Below are 17,294 nucleotides of genomic sequence, written 5' to 3'. Positions count from 1 at the left end.
TTTGCCTCCAATTACAGCATCGGTGTTTTAGCAGGGGGAACGGTTGCGTCACTTTCAACAATGCGAACTTTAGCATCATTGTTCAAGCGAACTTGGCCAGAGGTGACCACAACGTCATTGGCTTTCACCCCTTCAAGGATATGAGCGATATCACCAGTGCGTTCACCCACTTCAATCACTTGCTGCTTAACGCGCTTTTCACCGTCGACGTCTTCAACAATGTAGACATTGTCACCATAGAGCGTAAAAGTAATCGCGGTTTGAGGCAGAGTGACTTGGTTTTCTAGTTTTGGCAAAATGATGTTGGCACGAGCAAACATGCCGCTACGTAGACGACCGTCATTGTTCGGAATGTCAGCTTGCACTTGAATCAAACCGCTTTGAATACTAACCGCAGGTTCAATCGCGCTAATAGAGCCTTTAAAGGCTTGATCAGGGTATGCATCCACAAAGATATCGACATCTTGTCCAATTGAGATTCTTGAAAAGTCAGTTTGTGGCACGGTAAAGCGTAGTTTCATAACACTGATATCTTCCAAGCGAACAATTTTGTCACTTGGTTGCAGGTATTGACCGAGGAATACATTACGGATACCGACAACACCAGCAAATGGTGCTTTGATTTCACGGCGGTCAATGGATGCCTTTAAGCTTTCAATGTCAGCCGAAAGTGAATAGTAGTTCGCTTCCGCTTCATCATACGCTTCTCGAGAAATAGACCCTTTCTTATAAAGGCCTTGATAGCGTTTATATTTAGCTTGAGCTGCTTGGTAAGCGAGCCTCAGAGCTTTTCAGGTTGGCTTTCTCAACATCAGAATCGAGTTTCAATAGCTCTTGGCCAACTTCAACTTGAGAGCCCGATGTGAATGAAATACTGTCGATCACACCGCTTGTTTCTGTCGTTAGCGTGACACCTTGGTTTGGTTCAACAAAGCCGATGACTTCAATAACAGGAACCCAATCAACAGGCTTGACGGTGGTTGCTGTGACAGGGAACTCAGGCTCCGGTCGGTTAGCCAAGTACTCGGCAATTTTTTGTTGCTTAAACATGTTAAATCCTATCACGCTACCGAACAGTAGTACGGCGATAAGAAGCATGAAAAATGTCCACTTTTTCATTCTGACGAAAACTCCAAATTAGTGTTTTATTATTGCATCCCAACTGGCTTCAATCGCGGACTCTAGTGCGTTGTCATCCAGTTGATATAATCCGAGAGCATGCTTTCTTGCAAGCGAAACGCTGGCTTCTAAGCTTAACCCCGAAAGGATTTCATTATCGAGGTCTTTGAAAACCCCTTGTTTCTTTCCATCGGTGAATAGGTTGTCTACTTGGGCAAACAATTTTCGTTCTTGTTCCCGAGTTGCCTGATTATTCTTTGAAGGAATAGAATCGTATTGGGCACGAGTCTGCAGTGAATCGTTATTTGAGGCCGCAATCCGCCATATGTTTAACCACATGGTTCGATATTGCACCTTGAGTGGTTTATCGGCTTCAACGCCAACTTGTACGGCTTCAGCCATGCAAGAAACGACATGAAGACGAAGTTCATCAAGCAGATGATCTTTGTCATTAAAGTAGCGATAAATCGTTCCCGCAGCGACGCCAGCCTCGTTGGCAAGTTTTTGCATGGATATGCCTTGGATGCCAACCTCTGCGACCATTCGTTGCGCCGCTTCTAGTATTTGTAGCCGTTTGTCTTTTTGGTTCATTATGCTCATCAATCATCCGCAATTAGTGAATGAACGTTCATTCATTATAAAGCAATTGCCCTATATTTATGCAACTTATTTTTAAGCTATGTTCTATAAAATCAAAGAAAGACAGACATAGCGTGGCATCTTATCTTACAGCGGTCTATTATGTGCCCGTTACAAATCCGTAGTAGTGAGTGCAATAATGAAGCTGAATCCACAGCAAGATATGGCTGTAAAATACGTCTCTGGACCTTGTCTCGTTCTTGCTGGCGCAGGTTCGGGTAAAACTCGTGTGATTACTAATAAGATAGCTCATTTGGTACAAAACTGTGGTTACAAGGCGAGAAATATCGCGGCAGTGACCTTTACCAATAAAGCGGCTCGAGAAATGAAAGAGCGAGTTGGCCAGACGTTGGGGAAAAATGAGTCCAAAGGGTTACTCGTGTCGACCTTTCACACCATGGGTCTCAACATTATTCGTCGAGAGTACAAAGCGCTGGGTCTCAAGGCCGGTTTTTCGTTATTCGACGATCAGGATCAGCTCGCACTATTGAAAGAGCTCACAGAGCAGCAGCTTGACGGTGATAAAGATCTGTTACGTTCCCTGATGAGTGCTATTTCAAACTGGAAGAATGACATGTTATCGGCAGAACATGTCAAAGGAGCCGCTCGCTCAGAGCAAGAGCAACTCTTTGCTTTTTGCTACGAAATGTATCTAGAACAAATGAAAGCATATAACGCATTGGATTTTGATGATCTGATTGCGATGCCCGTTCTACTGTTAAAAAATAATGAAGAAGTGCGTCAGCGTTGGCAGAGAAAAATCCAGTATCTTTTAGTGGATGAATACCAAGATACCAATACTAGCCAATATGAATTGGTGAAATTACTGGTAGGTGAGCGTTCTCGGTTTACTGTCGTGGGTGATGACGACCAATCGATATACTCTTGGCGAGGGGCGAAACCACAAAACCTTATCTTATTGAGTAAAGACTTTCCGAGCTTAAAGGTAGTCAAGCTCGAGCAAAATTATCGTTCAACGAGTCGAATCTTGCGTGCGGCGAATATCTTAATTGCGAATAACCCGCATATTTTTGATAAATCGCTATTTTCCGAAATTCCTGATGGTGAAAAGCTAAAAGTATTAAAAGCTAAAAATGAAGATCATGAAGCAGAGCGCATCACGGGTGAGTTGATTGGTCATCGTTTTGTCAATCGAACCAATTATAAAGATTATGCCATTTTGTACCGAGGAAACCATCAATCGAGACTGATTGAAAAGGTATTGATGCAAAACCGGGTGCCATACAAAATTTCAGGCGGCACGTCGTTTTTTGCACGCGCAGAAATAAAGGACATCATGGCTTATCTGCGAATTTTAGTGAACCCAGCTGATGATAATGCTTTCTTGCGTATTGTGAATACGCCGCGACGTGAAATTGGTCCTGTTACCCTACAGAAGCTAGGCAGTTACGCCAATATGCGTGGCAAAAGCTTGTTTGAGGCAAGCTTTGAACTGGGGTTGGAACATCACTTGTCAGGGCGAGGGCTAGAAAATCTGCGCCGCTTTACTCAATGGATAGTGAAGATTAGTGATAATGCTGAGCGAGGGAATACGGTTGAAGCGGTTCGATCACTGGTGCGTGATATTAAATACGAAGATTGGCTGTATGAAACCTCCTCAAGTGCAAAGGCTGCAGAAATGCGCATGAAGAACGTGTCTGACCTTTACTCGTGGATTGTCGCTGACCTAGAAGGGGACAACTATGACAAAGAAGAGAAATCGCTGAAAGAAGTGGTGCAGCGCTTAACTCTGCGAGACATGATGGAGCGTGGTGAAGATGACGATGACAGCGATGCGGTTCAGTTAATGACATTGCATTCATCGAAAGGACTCGAATTTCCTTACGTCTACTTACTGGGTACAGAAGAAGGTATTTTGCCTCACCAAACCAGTATTGATGAAGAGAATGTCGAAGAAGAGCGTCGTTTGATGTATGTCGGTATTACTCGAGCGCAAAAAGAACTGACGTTTTCGTTGTGTAAAGAAAGACGGCAGTATGGAGAGCTCATTAAACCAGAACACAGCCGTTTTCTTGACGAGCTGCCTTTTGACGATGTGGACTGGGAGCAAACCAAAAAGCCTGTATCACAAGAAGAAAGAATGGAAAAAGGTCAAACACACATCGCCAACATTCGGGCCATGTTTAACAAAAAATAGCATGGCTTCCCTTATTGACAAAAAAGGGGAGCATCAAGAAGCAAAAGGCAGCTCCGTGGAGCTGCCTTTTTATTTTGCCTATAAACCAGCAATCATATGTTCGATTGCATCGACAATCTCGTCATCTGAGCAGTCCATACATGACCCTTTCGCTGGCATGGCGTTGAAACCATTAATTGCGTGGTCTTTTAGTACATCCTTACCTTGGGCGATTCGTGGAGCCCAATCTGCAGCGTCACCCGTTTTAGGGGCGCCGCTAATGCCTGTAGAGTGGCAAGCGGTACAGAACATGCCATAAACAGCGGCACCGTCCCTAGGTCCTGTTGGTTCTGCTACTACAGGTTCACTGCCTGCTAGGTATACATTTCCAACTGGCTTAATACGTTCAGCAATGGCATCGTATTCAGCTTGGTTGACATCCGCTGCAAAGCTAGCGGTAGAAAAAGTTAGAGCGGCGCACAACACCGTTAAGATTTGACGAGACATATCCATTAAACTCACTTTACTATCCAAAGGTGGCAAGTCGTAGCTTGCTTGGGTTTATTATGATTCTAGGTTTATTCTGCATTGAGACTTAACGGCTGTTAAATCAATGTAAATATTGGGTGATTATATCCTGTTAACTTGTTGCAATAAACAACAAGTTTTCAGCTTCACGGGGTGAATCACATCGCATACTGGTTCTTTTAAGCCAATAACTGCTGAAAAAGACGGCAAACAATAAAAAAAAGTAAAAAAGTGCTTTACGCCATAGTGTGATATCCGTATTATTCCACTCCGCCGATAGGGCATGCGCCTGTAGCTCAGCTGGATAGAGCGTTGGCCTCCGGAGCCAAAGGTCGAAGGTTCGAATCCTTTCAGGCGCGCCATCCGGATTAACAAATTGGCGAAAGATATAATGGTGGCTATAGCTCAGTTGGTAGAGCCCTGGATTGTGATTCCGGTGGTCGCGAGTTCGAATCTCGTTAGCCACCCCATTATTTGGTAACCTCGGTTTCCAGTTTCGATTGTTACAATCGGGACGAAACGTTCGAAAGAACATTGTCGGTGAATAGCGCAGCTTGGTAGCGCATCTGGTTTGGGACCAGAGGGTCGGGGGTTCGAATCCCTCTTCACCGACCACTATTTCAGTTAAAGCTTAGTGCTTTAACCAAGCAAAATTAGTGGTGGCTATAGCTCAGTTGGTAGAGCCCTGGATTGTGATTCCGGTGGTCGCGAGTTCGAATCTCGTTAGCCACCCCATTAATTAGGTAGCATCGCTTCCTCTTACGATATTATCGTAGAAAACATTGTCGGTGAATAGCGCAGCTTGGTAGCGCATCTGGTTTGGGACCAGAGGGTCGGGGGTTCGAATCCCTCTTCACCGACCACCATTAAGAAACCTCGTCGAAAGACGAGGTTTTTTTTCGTCTGAAATTTGATGACGAAGCGAGAAACAAGCTGCATTCTGATCGGGGTTGGAAGACGTGTGAAGCTATCTGCGGTGTTCTTGCTAAATGTAGGGGTACTTTACGGAGTGAAGAAACGTGATTGGTAGCTGTTGGGCAGTGGGAAATACCGCTATAAACGAAACAAGTTGCATCCGTGCAAACTTGGTAAGTTAAATGGAAGCTAGAACTTGTAGCTTAGACCTAAATTGATGGACTGGGCATCAAAATGCTTGTGGTTTGATAGTTTCATTAATTCAACATTGGCACCAAGGGAATTAGTGAAGTTGTACTGAGCCCCCACACCGTAAGAAAATGAGTTAATGGTTTTTTTATTGCTGTTTTCGGCAAGGCCAGCTTGTTTTAAGCGAATGTTATTAACGTCAAGCAAGGCCATAGAGCTCAATGCTGTCAGAGACATTGAATTTCATTTTTCCGTAAATACCTGTTTGATGATCAACCGCTAAACCTTGCCCATTTGTCTCTATTTTACCGCTGTCGCGACTATGGCGAAGTTCGGCGCCAAACATTGAGTTAAAGTCATAACCGGCCTTAAGGCCTAGTGAGCGAAAATTGCCTTTAACTTTATAATCAGTGCTTGTGCCTGGGTTGGTAGGTGGATTAATGGTGGATGTATCTGTGTTTGATGCTGACATGGCACCCAAATACGTACCCACATAGAAACCAGAGTCACTTGATGCTAAGACTGGTGCAGAGATAGCGGTGACTAAAGCTAGGGCGGTGGCGGTTTTTAACGTTACTTTTTTCATGTTTTCCTCATTAAATTTGGTCTGTTGACCTTATCGTGTATGTCGATGCGTATGATATTTAAAGGTGCAGTTATTCAAAAATCAGACACTGTCTAGGTTCGATACGGAGACGGGGCTGGCACTAAACATGCTGGCAGAGTACGTTGTAGATGATTTCTCGGATGCCGAGTGAGTGGTCTGAATCGCGATATCCTAGGCCAAATTTGTTGCGCTGAATGGCCTCGCGATGATTGATGATGACCAGTTCATTGTTATTGAGTTCATTTTTAATTGAATCCTGATCAACGCTAATCCAACCGATACCGTCTTTGGCTAACTGTTTGACAGTGGTGAGGTTATTGACGGACAAGTGGTCAAACTTATAGTTGCTCCATACGGATTCATTTTGTTGTTGGGTAATCACAATCGCGAGGTGCTGACTAAGCTGATCTGTGGATACTTCGTCGAGTTGGGCTATTGGATGCCCTGGTGCGCAGACAGAAACAAACTGACGTTGGGTAACATTCATAAACTCCCACTGTCCGATTCCACTATAGGGGTAGTGGCTGATGATGAAGTCGTATTGCTCTGAAGCCATTAGGTCATCACAGGTTGCACACTCAATCTGAAGCTCTATACCAGGTTCTATCTCGCGCAATTGGTGAATAAGCAGAGAAACTATCTTTGGGTCGATAAAAGTCGTGATCCCAAGTCGAATTCGATCCGTACCGGAGCCGTTAATTTTCTCGACTTGCGATTCAAGCTTTTCAGACAGTCTTAGGATTGATGATGCTTTATCTAGGAGTGCTTGCCCTTGCTCGGTAAGAGCCAAACATGACCCGCACGGTCAAACAGTTCAATTCCCCAGTCGAGCTCGAGATTCGCTATCCATTGACTGACTTGGACGCGACCTTTGTTCATGGCTTTGGCTGCCGCAGAGATAGACCCAAGTTCGGTGGTAATGACAAAAGCTTTGATTGCATTAATGTTCATGGTGACCCTTATTCAATTCGTTTATTACAGTGCTAGATGATCAAAGTGCTCCGTACCTGATATCTCAGCAAAAATAAGCCCACTCCTTGAAAGCTGCGAGTATGTTAATTATCTTTGATAAACTAATATCTATTGTTTATGGTTTAAAAGGTTATCACTTGGCATCTATCGAACAGTTAGAAAGTTTCGTCGCCGTCGCTCAGGTAGGCTCTGTGGTAGCTGCAGCAGAAAAGTTAGGTAAAACTCACGGTCCGGTTACGTTGGCTATTCAAAGCCTTGAAGCTCGTTGGGGCAGGCTATTCGTTGAAAATACGGCAAAGCGACAGTTGTCAGAAAAAGGGCAAGCCTTACTGCCTTGGGCTGAGGCGGTCGTGGCGAGTTATTATGAATTAAAGAACTCCGCCGTCCAGGTCTCACCGAGTCAAGTATCTATAGGGATTGATAGCCAGTTGCCACGGCACTGGATGAAGGAGCTGCTTTGGAGCGTGATGGATCTTGATATTCGTTGTCAGTTTTATTCGTTACCAAGTGATGAGCTAATTACGGCATTTAATCAGCAGCGTGTAGACTGGGTTGTGACGTTAGCGGATTTGCCTTGGCCTGAAACGAGCAATTTTTTTCTATCGGTCACATAGAAAGCTATTTAGTGACAAATAGTCCACAGCTTGACTCTTTTGATGGCCCACTTCGCTTGGACAGTGGTCTGCTATTGAGTCTGCCACAGTTGTCTCTTTCACATCCCAATCGAGTCGATGTACCTATTTATAAACGTTTTGACTATCCTTGCCCATGGCAAATTCGAGTCAGCGATTACCATCTGGCTTCGGCTATTTTGGCTAAAGTACCCAGCCATTTATCGTCAGTTCTTGGCAATATAGATTTAACAGAGACAATGAGCGTCAAGGATGAGCCTCATTTAAAGGCAGCATGGGGCGTCTTGGTGTTCTGGAGTGATCACCTCGCGAAAAGTGAATTGCTGGAAAAGCTCAATGGCTGGGCCATGCATAAATCCCAACAACAAGAGGCACAGCAATGACCATCGATCAGATCCGAACGTTTGTTGCTGTTGCCCATCATGGCAGCATGAGAAGCGCGGCACGTGCTTTAGGGAAATCTCAACCAGCTATCACTGCGAGCATTAGACGCTTAGAGATTAGTCTTGACGGTGAACTCTTTGCTCAGGGAAGTCGATAGAGTAAAGTTGAGTCGTTTTGGAGAGCGATTTTTAAAACGGGCAACGGAATTAGTGAATATCTTGGAACTAACAGACGCGTTTTCTAGCCGAAGTCGTGTCAAAAAATTGAGCGTGTGTTTTGACTATGGTCTGTCTTTTTATGAGGTGGTCGATATTTCGCTACTGCTATTACGAGAAAATCCATTGCGTAGTTTGGATTTATTTCGAGTCGATACACATGCGATACAGAAATTATTGATCCAACAAAAAATCGATATAGCGATCACTCAACCTTTTACGCACTTACCCTCTCACCTTCAATATAAATCGGTTGGTTGGCGTGAATTTGTCGAGGTACAAGCGCCAGAGCAATCAGGGCGAGCTCATCGACAGATGTTTGTGCACGGAAGTCAGGGGCGGCCGTTATGGTGTTCAGAGAGCGACAGTTCGTTAAATGCAATCTCGTTTAATCGACCTCAAGATATGTTAAGTGCGATGCGTGAGTTTTATGGGATTGGTTGGTTGCCAAAAGGGGAGGTTGAGGAAGCTCTAGCGGGCCATGAACTCGTACTTACTGAGCGAGTGTCTACGAAGCTAAGTTACCAATTGATCTGGCAAAGTGATGCTAATACTGAATTGAAGCTGGTGGAAAAAATGCAGCAAGTCAGTCAGTCTTTTGCGCTTAATACCTAGTCCCCAGTGTCATAAAGTGATGACACATATGGTATTTACTTTCGTTGAAAGCCCTTTACTCTTACTTGGCACATAATGAAAAAGGAGTGTGACTATGGCGAGAAGGCTTATACGCTTAGCGGTAATGATGGTGGTTTCTATTTCCCCTAGTGTCTACGCTCAATATGTCACGGAATTGAATTTAATGATCCGCGGTGTTTATCAAGGCAAAGTTGAGATAGGGCTACAAGATAGACAAGTCATCAAGAAAAATGAGACCACACAAGTCATATTGTATAGTCAATCGAGTGTGAATGACGATATAGCCACATTGCACTTTGTCGTGGTCGAACAGTCACTAAGCCACCCACAAGATCAAAACCAGCTCGTTTTACCGACAATGATCACTGAAGTGAATAGTGAAGCTGGCGTTGAAATCAGTGATGAACATGGAAGCAATATTCACTATCAAGTGGTGGTGCGTAAGGATATGCCTTCCTCTTACTAATCCTCTCCCATGAAAGGCGTTACTTTCGGTGCCGTGGTTCCATTTTGTTTCAGACACTGATTTTTGAAGCCGACTTTGATTCGTTACGCTTAACTCGTTCATTGGAGAAGGGACTCTCTATTTTAAAATCATCTTGTTCGGAGAGATAGCATGCCCAAATCAAGCGTAAGCCAAAAAGTACATGTACCAGCTGAAACTCACGATAGCTATGGCGAGTTTAACCTCTATGGGAAACTGCGAGAGGTTATTTTGGGTCACAGTGACAATATGCGCTTGCCTAAATTAACCGACGATATTAAGGCCACGTACCAGAGTGTCATGCAACCTGAGTTATTTGAAATGTGTGATAAAGCGGGCGGGCAGCTATTATCGGATGCTTACCCAGACTATCTCGCAGGCTTAAAGAGTGAAACTGAAGCCCTGGAAAAAGCACTACAGCGCTTTGATGTGAACGTACTTCATGCTCGAGGTGTATCCGAAAGTGAAATACAATTTTGCCAAAATTCTACGGTGTTTACTCAAATATTCGCAGCGGAGCCGCTGTGGGTCGTGGGGCGGAATGTGCTAGAGAATGTATGGGCAAGCGATATCGCTTGGGCAAGCATAGCGCCAGTCAGAGAGCTGCATCAACCATTCATCGACAACGACAGCAATATCTTACACTACACAGCGCCGAGACCGACGATGTCGCGAGATTATGCCTATGAAGGTGGAGATGTGCTTAACTTGGGTGACGGACGAATCTTGGTATCTACAGGCCCTTCTTCCACCAATCAGCGTGGGGCTGAATGGGTCAAACGTATGCTCGAACATGATGGCTATCAGGTTTGTATTATCAACCTTCCTGACGTGGGTATTCATCATCTATTCGCCGTGATGTGTGTTGCTGGGCCCAAATTGGTCATTGCTTATGAAGAGTCATTCCCAAATGGGTTACCTGAATTTATGCGCGACTTTGATGTTATTTGGGTCAATAGAGCGGAAGCGCTCGCGACGGGGCCTTGTGCGGTGGTGCTTGATGAGCAACATATTTTAGTGCCTGAGGAAGCTCCAATACTGTGTCAACAACTTGCGGAGAAAGGTATTACGCCTGTGACCGTGCCCTTTAAATACCATGCAAAATTGTGTGGTGGTATCCGCTGTAAAATATCGGTTACTCGCCGAGAGCTTTCTTAACTAACCTTTCATGATGCTCCAGTTGTATAGCTGGAGCAATTTTGGTGGTGACAATGAAGAAACATATAACGACGTATCGGGATCGGTTTGTCGATAGTGCTCGGTTATTTCTGGGTATGCTGATGCTGATTATTGCCTGTGCTAGCCCATTATTGATCCCTGTAATCTCAACTTTAAAAATAGGCAGTGGTTCAAAAGCGCTGCTTAGCGGATCCATGATTTTCGGAGTGCCTGAGCTCGCGACGCTTGCTGCGGTGATGTTACTTGGTAAAGACCGACTACTTGTTATCAAAAATTGGGTCGTAGAAAAGGTGCTAAAGCTAAAACCGCAGCGCAAGTCGACAAAATTAGGCTATTACTCGGGATTAGCGTTAATGATGATTGTGGGACCTATTATGAATATTGCACTGTTTTATTTGCCTTTCTTGTCTCCAGCTTGGGTTGAATCTAGGCAGGTGATCGGCGCCATTTGTGATGTGACTTTTATCGTGGCTTTATTTATGGCGGGAGAGCAACTTTGGGGAAAATTAGAGGCTATTTTTTCCTTTGATACATCGCCGAACCTCAGTGGCTTGCTCGCAGATGACCTTGGAGATAGTGACCGATGCTAATGGCATTGAGCCATTTACTCGCGAAAATAATCAGTCATTTGTGTGAACTTTAATCAAGTGAATAACATTTACGCGATTCTCTTTTGATGAGAAATAGCCGTTAACGCTGTAAACCGTGTGAAATACAGATTTTTATTTAAAAACTTATGGGGTGATATGTTGCAAACAAGAGCGGAATAAAGTGCTAATTTATGAAATTATTTAGGCTGTAATGCGTAACAGCGTTGTCTTAAACTAGGTTTTAGTACTGTATTACGGAGTGATTTAATACTTATGTTTCTAGTGTGTTAAATTCTGGCCGGAATAACTATGCGATACGTTATGGTCATTAATATTGCTAATAACGTGAAGCTTGGCGTTTTATTTTCGTTTTGCCGCACATTTTTCGGAGCTAGTATCAACTTTTCATCTGGTTTGAAGCACTACTATATGTAATTAAAGTGCATATATATGTATCCATGCTGCTTTGTATTTGCTTGATCTCGAATTTTTATCCTATTTTTGTTGCTTTTCTGTGAAAGATTTGCCAAATTGATGCCCTTATAAATAGTCAGCAGAAAATGCTGTCTACGAATGGATTCAGTTTTGCAGACAGGGGCAGAAAACTGCCAAAGCAGTAGAGGTCTGGTAATGTCATTATTAGAAGTAAAAAATCTTCGTATCGAATACCCATCCCGCCACGGGGTACATGCCGCGGTTAAATCTTTGTCGTTCAATGTTGAACGTGGCGAAATAGTTGGTGTGGTTGGGGAGTCCGGTGCTGGTAAGTCAACGGTTGGTAACGCGGTTATTGATCTGCTTTCTCCTCCAGGTGTTGTCGCGGCTGGCGATGTTTTCTTGGATGGTGAAAAAATATCAGGGCTTTCTCCGGAAGCCATGCGCAAAGTCCGTGGTTCAAAAATTGGGTTTATTTTCCAAGACCCGATGACCTCTCTCAATCCACTGTTCACGGTTGAGCAACAATTAAAAGAGACCATCCACGCCAATATGGACGTATCGGATGAGGAAGCATATCAGCGCTCGCTTAACCTAATGAATCAAGTGGGCATCCCGCAACCAGAAAATCGTCTTAAGCAGTTTCCACACCAGTTTTCGGGTGGTATGAGACAACGTGTTGTTATTGCCATTGCTTTGGCTGGTGAGCCAGACCTTATTATTGCGGATGAACCAACAACGGCATTGGATGTATCGATCCAAGACCAAATTTTGGGTTTGATTCGCGACTTGTGTATCAAAAACAACGTGGGTTGTATGTTGGTAACGCATGACATGGGTGTGGTTTCTAACGTGACCGATCGTGTTGCCGTTATGTACCGTGGTGACTTAGTGGAATTTGGCGCGACAGCAAAAGTATTGGGAGACCCAGATCATCCATACACACGCAGTCTTATTTCAGCCGTGCCACGTTCTGATATTAAGTTGGGACGTTTCCCGCTGGTGAGTTATATCGAAGACGCGAAAGAAATGAAGCCTCTTGATATTAAGAACCACTGGTTAGGGCAAAGCCAGGATCAGCGAGAGTATACGGGACCATTGTTGAACGTAGAAAACGTCAACTTGCGATTTATCACCAAAGATTCGTTGTTTGAAAGCCGTCGTGAATACGTGCAAGCGTCTAATAATGTCAGCTTTGAAGTGCATGAAGGCGAAACGTTTGGTTTAGTGGGGGAGTCTGGTTCTGGTAAATCAACCATTGCGCGTGTGATTGCAGGGCTATATGCACCGAATTCAGGCAAGGTCAGTTTTGAGGGTATTGATCTTACAGGATTGAAGTCTGAAAAAGAGCGTCGTCCGATGCGTCGTCAAATGCAGATGGTGTTCCAAAACCCGTACACTTCGATGAACCCCCGTATGAAAGTCTTCGACATTGTTGCCGAACCTATTCGTTTTCATAAGCTGACGGCGAATGAGAATGAAACCAAGCAAATCGTTGAAGATCTGCTAGAGCATGTTGGGCTTGGGAAAATGGCAGGGTTGAAATACCCACATGAATTTTCTGGTGGCCAACGTCAGCGTATTTCTATTGCGCGTGCGCTAGCAACCCGTCCAAGACTATTGATTTGTGATGAACCTACGTCGGCACTTGATGTATCCGTTCAGGCTCAAATCTTGAATCTACTTAAAGATTTACAACAAGAGCTCAATCTAACCATGCTGTTTATCAGTCATGACTTGCCTGTTATTCGCCAAATGTGCGACAGGGTAGGTGTGATGCAGATGGGGACATTGCTTGAGGTTGCCCCAACTGAGCAACTCTTTACCGCTCCTCAGCATGAGTACAGCCAGCATTTGATTTCCTTAATGCCTGAGTTTAAAGGCTTAAGAGAAGACACCGCAAAAATGGCGTAAGCCAATAAAAAATCCCTATTGGGACTTGATAACAGAAGCAAACACAACAATTACGGGATCCGGATCCCCGCATGAAGGAGTTATGCAAATATGAGAACCATGAAAAGCAAACTAGCAGTGGCGCTAATGGCCGCAGGCCTAAGCTTTAATACCCTAGCAGCAGACATCAAGGTTGGTTACGCTGCTGACCCAGTTTCACTAGACCCGCATGAGCAATTGTCTGGTGGTACACTGCAAATGTCACACATGGTGTTTGACCCACTGGTTCGTTTTACTCAAGAAATGGACTTTGAACCTCGCCTAGCGGAAAGCTGGGAACGTGTTAACGACACAACGGTTCGTTTCAATCTTCGTAAAGGTGTTAAATTCCACTCTGGCAATGCATTGACGGCTGATGACGTGGTTTGGACGTTCGATCGTCTACAAAATTCACCAGATTTCAAAGCAATCTTCGACCCATATGAAAAAATCGTTAAGGTTGACGACTACACATTCGATCTAGTGACAAAAGGTCCTTACCCACTCGTACTGCAAACAGCAACGTACATTTTCCCAATGGATAGCAAGTTCTATTCAGGTAAAACGGAAGATGGTAAAGACAAATCTGAGCTCGTGAAGCACGGTAACTCGTTTGCTTCTACGCATGTATCAGGTACAGGTCCATTTGTTGTTACGGCACGTGAGCAAGGCGTTAAAGTTGATTTCGAACGCTTTGCTGATTACTGGGATACCGAAACAAAAGGTAACGTTGATAAGCTAACACTGGTGCCAATCAAAGAAGATGCAACACGTGTTGCTGCGCTTCTTTCTGGTGGTGTTGACATGATTCACCCGGTTGCGCCAAATGACCACAAACGTGTGGCATCGGCTGACGGTATCGATCTTGTGACGCTTCCTGGTACTCGTATCATCACGTTCCAAATGAACCAAAACAGCAACGAAGCATTGAAAGATGTGCGCGTTCGTCAGGCGATTGTGCACGCAATCAACAACGAAGGCATCGTTAAGAAAATCATGAAAGGCTTCGCAACAGCGGCTGGTCAACAAAGCCCTGCAGGTTACGTGGGTCATGATGATGCGCTGGTTCCACGTTACGACGTGAAAAAAGCGAAACAGCTAATGAAAGAAGCGGGCTACGAAGACGGCTTTACTCTTTCTATGATGGCGCCAAACAACCGTTACGTGAATGACGCTAAAGTGGCACAAGCGGCGGCGGCGATGTTGTCTAAGATTGGCATCAAAGTTGATCTGAAAACGTTGCCAAAAGCACAGTACTGGCCTGAGTTTGACCTTTGTTCTGCAGATATGATGATGATCGGTTGGCACTCAGATACAGAAGATTCTGCGAACTTCAATGAGTTCTTAACAATGACTCGTAACGAAGAGACAGGTCGTGGTCAATACAACTGTGGTCACTACTCAAACCCAGAAATGGATGCCGTGGTTGAAGCTGCAAACGTAGAGACTGACCCTGCCAAGCGTGCGGAAATGCTAAAAGGCGTTGAAGCAACACTGTATAACGACGCAGCATTTGTTCCTCTTCACTGGCAAAGTGAAGCGTGGGGCGCGAAGTCTAACGTGAAAGCAGCAGACATCGTAAACCCAATGGTTATGCCTTACTTTGGCGACCTAGTGGTTGAATAATCTCGTTTAGTACACGTTGATAAGAGGGGAAAGCCTTCCCCTCTTTGTTCGCTTTATACTGCTTAGTTTTATTTCAGTCGGACTAAGTGGATTTTAAGACTGAATAAGTTCTCGTCACAGAGACATATGGATAGTTAAGGGGCAAGGGATGTTTTCGTTTCTGGTCAAGCGCCTGTTTCAGGCACTGATAGTGATGTTTGTGATCAGTTTGGTGGCATTTGCCATTCAGGATAACCTGGGTGATCCGCTGCGTGAGCTTGTAGGTCAGTCGGTTTCGGAAGCAGAGCGTCAAGCACTGCGTGATGAGTTAGGCCTCAACGATCCTTTCGTTACAAAATACACACGTTTTATTGGTGCGGCACTGCAAGGTGATCTCGGCACATCATACTTTTTCAAACGTCCTGCCGTAGATGTCATTCTTGACAAGCTGGTGGCGACTCTCGAACTGGTGTTCGGCGCGACGTTAATCATTATCTGCCTATCAATACCATTAGGCGTCTATTCAGCAATACACCCTAAAAGCTTTTTCACAAAGCTCGTGATGGCAGGGAGTAGTATTGGTATTTCTATCCCGGTTTTCCTAACCGCGATTATGCTGATGTACGTTTTCTCCATTGAATTAGGCTGGTTACCTTCATTTGGTCGAGGTGAAACCGCTAACGTTCTTGGATGGCAGTCAGGCTTCTTTACGATTGATGGCATTAAGCACTTGGTCCTGCCATGTGTCGCATTGGCGTCGATTATGTTGCCGCTATTTATTCGTCTAGTACGCTCTGAAATGCTGGAAGTACTGAGTTCAGAATACATTAAGTTTGCTAAAGCCAAAGGGCTACCTTTACGCAAAATCTATTACCAACATGCTCTGAAAAACACCATGTTACCAGTGTTAACGGTTGGTGGTGTCCAAATCGGCACCATGGTGGCATACACCATTTTGACTGAGACAGTGTTCCAGTGGCCAGGCACAGGTTTTCTTTTCCTAGAAGCCATTAACCGTGTGGATACTCCGCTGATCACGGCATACGTTATCTTTGTTGGCTTGATCTTCGTGGTGACGAACACCATCGTCGATCTTCTGTATGGATTAATTAACCCAACTGTCAACCTAACTGGAAAAGGAGCGTAGTCATGAGCCAAGCAAATGTAGCAACAGTTCCTTCCGCTTGGGAACGTTTTAAGCAATCAGATTTCTTGTACTACTTTAAGCGCGATAAAGTCGCGATGACGAGTTTTACTATTTTTATGTTTTTCTTGGTGATGGCGTTAGCCGCGCCACTTATCGCAATCGCGCTGACCCTTATGATCTCAGTTCGATTGATATTATGGATTCAGAGCTTCCTCCGTCTTGGATGGAAGATGGTGATTCGAATTTCGTCTTAGGTACCGATGACCAAGGTCGTGATATTTTATCGACCATCCTTTATGGTTCACGCCTTTCGTTGACGATTGGTTTCCTTGCGGTTGGTCTACAACTATTTTTAGGTATTATCATTGGCTTGTCCGCGGGTTACTTTGGTGGTCGTGTTGATAGCTTCTTGATGCGTTTTGCCGATGTGCAGTTGTCGTTTTCGACCATGATGGTGGCGATCATTGTATCGGCGATATTCAAGGCCAGTTTTGGTACCGAGTTTTATAGCCAGTATGCGGTGACCATGTTGGTGGTGATCATCGGGGTAGCCGAATGGCCTCAATATGCTCGTACTATTCGTGCTTCAGTATTGGCCGAGAAAAAGAAAGAGTATGTAGAAGCAGCGCGAGTGATGGGCTTTAAAGCACCTAAAATCATGTTCCGTCATATTTTGCCAAACTGTCTGTCGCCAATCCTAGTGATCTCGACGGTACAAATTGCTAACGCCATTATGTCGGAAGCAGCGCTGTCGTTCTTAGGCCTAGGCCTACCCGTTGACCAACCCTCACTGGGTTCGTTGATTAGCATCGGCTTTAACTACATCTTCTCCGGTTCGTGGTGGATTACGGTCTTCCCTGGCATTGTGTTGATTACGTTAGTTCTAGTGGTCAACCTATTAGGTGACTGGTTAAGAGACGTATTTAACCCGAAAATCTACAAAGGGTGA

General features: G+C 44.6%; 17 protein-coding genes, 5 tRNA genes and 2 pseudogenes. 17 read left to right on the top strand and 7 right to left on the bottom strand.

What is annotated here, in order from left to right:
• Positions 1-11 precede the first annotated feature (11 nt).
• Both AC0L66_RS00720 and AC0L66_RS00715 read right to left on the bottom strand, forming a co-directional pair.
• Positions 12-1,119, bottom strand: a pseudogene (locus AC0L66_RS00720) (efflux RND transporter periplasmic adaptor subunit).
• A gap of 18 nt (positions 1,120-1,137) precedes the next feature.
• On the bottom strand, positions 1,138-1,719 hold the full coding sequence (locus AC0L66_RS00715) for a TetR/AcrR family transcriptional regulator (protein WP_265675122.1): 582 nt from the start codon (positions 1,717-1,719) through the stop codon (positions 1,138-1,140).
• 178 nt (positions 1,720-1,897) lie between these two features.
• Here AC0L66_RS00715 and rep point away from each other — a divergent pair, with 178 nt between their 5' ends.
• Positions 1,898-3,916 carry a DNA helicase Rep gene (rep, locus tag AC0L66_RS00710; protein ID WP_265675123.1) on the top strand — a complete coding sequence of 673 codons (2,019 nt, stop codon included), beginning with the start codon at positions 1,898-1,900 and terminating at the stop codon, positions 3,914-3,916.
• Between the two features lie 78 nt (positions 3,917-3,994).
• On the opposite strand, the gene AC0L66_RS00705 is transcribed toward rep, so the two are convergent.
• The gene (locus AC0L66_RS00705; RefSeq protein ID WP_265675124.1) at positions 3,995-4,408 is read right to left on the bottom strand and encodes a c-type cytochrome; all 414 of its coding nucleotides are present in this window, start codon (positions 4,406-4,408) and stop codon (positions 3,995-3,997) included.
• A gap of 300 nt (positions 4,409-4,708) precedes the next feature.
• Here AC0L66_RS00705 and AC0L66_RS00700 point away from each other — a divergent pair.
• The 5 genes from AC0L66_RS00700 to AC0L66_RS00680 all read left to right on the top strand — a co-directional run bounded on the left by AC0L66_RS00700 (position 4,709) and on the right by AC0L66_RS00680 (position 5,286).
• Positions 4,709-4,785 (top strand) — tRNA-Arg (locus AC0L66_RS00700).
• A 32-nt stretch (positions 4,786-4,817) separates the two neighbouring features.
• Positions 4,818-4,893: transfer RNA gene (locus AC0L66_RS00695), tRNA-His, on the top strand.
• A gap of 68 nt (positions 4,894-4,961) precedes the next feature.
• Positions 4,962-5,038 (top strand) — tRNA-Pro (locus AC0L66_RS00690).
• Between the two features lie 44 nt (positions 5,039-5,082).
• Positions 5,083-5,158, top strand: a tRNA-His gene (locus AC0L66_RS00685).
• A gap of 51 nt (positions 5,159-5,209) precedes the next feature.
• Positions 5,210-5,286: transfer RNA gene (locus tag AC0L66_RS00680), tRNA-Pro, on the top strand.
• 241 nt (positions 5,287-5,527) lie between these two features.
• Here AC0L66_RS00680 and AC0L66_RS00675 read toward each other — a convergent pair.
• The 4 genes from AC0L66_RS00675 to AC0L66_RS00660 form a co-directional block, all read right to left on the bottom strand.
• The gene (locus AC0L66_RS00675) at positions 5,528-5,764 is read right to left on the bottom strand and encodes an outer membrane protein (RefSeq protein ID WP_473568085.1); all 237 of its coding nucleotides are present in this window, start codon (positions 5,762-5,764) and stop codon (positions 5,528-5,530) included.
• Entirely contained in the window at positions 5,727-6,113 is a 387-nt protein-coding gene (locus AC0L66_RS00670; protein ID WP_473568083.1) for an outer membrane beta-barrel protein, read from the bottom strand. The genes AC0L66_RS00675 and AC0L66_RS00670 overlap by 38 nt, the downstream gene beginning before the upstream one ends.
• A gap of 121 nt (positions 6,114-6,234) precedes the next feature.
• On the bottom strand, positions 6,235-6,924 hold the full coding sequence (locus tag AC0L66_RS00665; protein WP_473568082.1) for a LysR family transcriptional regulator: 690 nt from the start codon (positions 6,922-6,924) through the stop codon (positions 6,235-6,237).
• Positions 6,891-7,085, bottom strand: coding sequence for a LysR family transcriptional regulator (locus tag AC0L66_RS00660; RefSeq protein WP_473568080.1), 195 nt, complete (start codon positions 7,083-7,085; stop codon positions 6,891-6,893). Before AC0L66_RS00660 ends, AC0L66_RS00665 begins: the two co-directional genes overlap by 34 nt.
• A 158-nt stretch (positions 7,086-7,243) precedes the next feature.
• On the opposite strand from AC0L66_RS00660, the gene AC0L66_RS00655 reads away from it, so the two are divergent.
• The 11 genes and pseudogenes from AC0L66_RS00655 (at position 7,244) to AC0L66_RS00605 (ending at position 17,294) form a co-directional block, all read left to right on the top strand.
• Positions 7,244-7,720, top strand: a complete 477-nt coding sequence (locus tag AC0L66_RS00655) for a LysR family transcriptional regulator (RefSeq protein WP_473568078.1) — start codon at positions 7,244-7,246, stop codon at positions 7,718-7,720.
• Between the two features lie 11 nt (positions 7,721-7,731).
• Positions 7,732-8,121 (top strand): hypothetical protein, encoded by a 390-nt coding sequence (locus tag AC0L66_RS00650; RefSeq protein ID WP_473568076.1) that lies wholly within the window; start codon positions 7,732-7,734, stop codon positions 8,119-8,121.
• Complete coding sequence (locus tag AC0L66_RS00645; protein ID WP_473568075.1) at positions 8,118-8,279, top strand: LysR family transcriptional regulator; 162 nt, start codon at positions 8,118-8,120, stop codon at positions 8,277-8,279. Before AC0L66_RS00650 ends, AC0L66_RS00645 begins: the two co-directional genes overlap by 4 nt.
• 7 nt (positions 8,280-8,286) lie before the next feature.
• Positions 8,287-8,952 (top strand): hypothetical protein, encoded by a 666-nt coding sequence (locus AC0L66_RS00640; RefSeq protein WP_473568073.1) that lies wholly within the window; start codon positions 8,287-8,289, stop codon positions 8,950-8,952.
• A 94-nt stretch (positions 8,953-9,046) separates the two neighbouring features.
• Entirely contained in the window at positions 9,047-9,439 is a 393-nt protein-coding gene (locus tag AC0L66_RS00635) for a hypothetical protein (protein WP_265675129.1), read from the top strand.
• Positions 9,440-9,589: 150 nt separating this feature from the next.
• The gene (locus AC0L66_RS00630; protein ID WP_473568071.1) at positions 9,590-10,615 is read left to right on the top strand and encodes a hypothetical protein; all 1,026 of its coding nucleotides are present in this window, start codon (positions 9,590-9,592) and stop codon (positions 10,613-10,615) included.
• A 53-nt stretch (positions 10,616-10,668) separates the two neighbouring features.
• On the top strand, positions 10,669-11,226 hold the full coding sequence (locus AC0L66_RS00625; protein ID WP_473568070.1) for a hypothetical protein: 558 nt from the start codon (positions 10,669-10,671) through the stop codon (positions 11,224-11,226).
• A gap of 630 nt (positions 11,227-11,856) precedes the next feature.
• Positions 11,857-13,575 carry a dipeptide ABC transporter ATP-binding protein gene (locus AC0L66_RS00620; protein ID WP_473568068.1) on the top strand — a complete coding sequence of 573 codons (1,719 nt, stop codon included), beginning with the start codon at positions 11,857-11,859 and terminating at the stop codon, positions 13,573-13,575.
• A 90-nt stretch (positions 13,576-13,665) separates the two neighbouring features.
• Complete coding sequence (locus AC0L66_RS00615) at positions 13,666-15,219, top strand: ABC transporter substrate-binding protein (protein ID WP_265675133.1); 1,554 nt, start codon at positions 13,666-13,668, stop codon at positions 15,217-15,219.
• Between the two features lie 148 nt (positions 15,220-15,367).
• Positions 15,368-16,345, top strand: coding sequence for an ABC transporter permease (locus AC0L66_RS00610; RefSeq protein WP_265675134.1), 978 nt, complete (start codon positions 15,368-15,370; stop codon positions 16,343-16,345).
• A gap of 2 nt (positions 16,346-16,347) precedes the next feature.
• Positions 16,348-17,294 (top strand): annotated as a pseudogene (locus tag AC0L66_RS00605) (ABC transporter permease).

Source organism: Vibrio sp. GJ43-1 (assembly GCF_055808835.1).
Note: the sequence above shows the minus strand (reverse complement) of the source record. Positions and strands in the feature narration are given on the sequence as shown.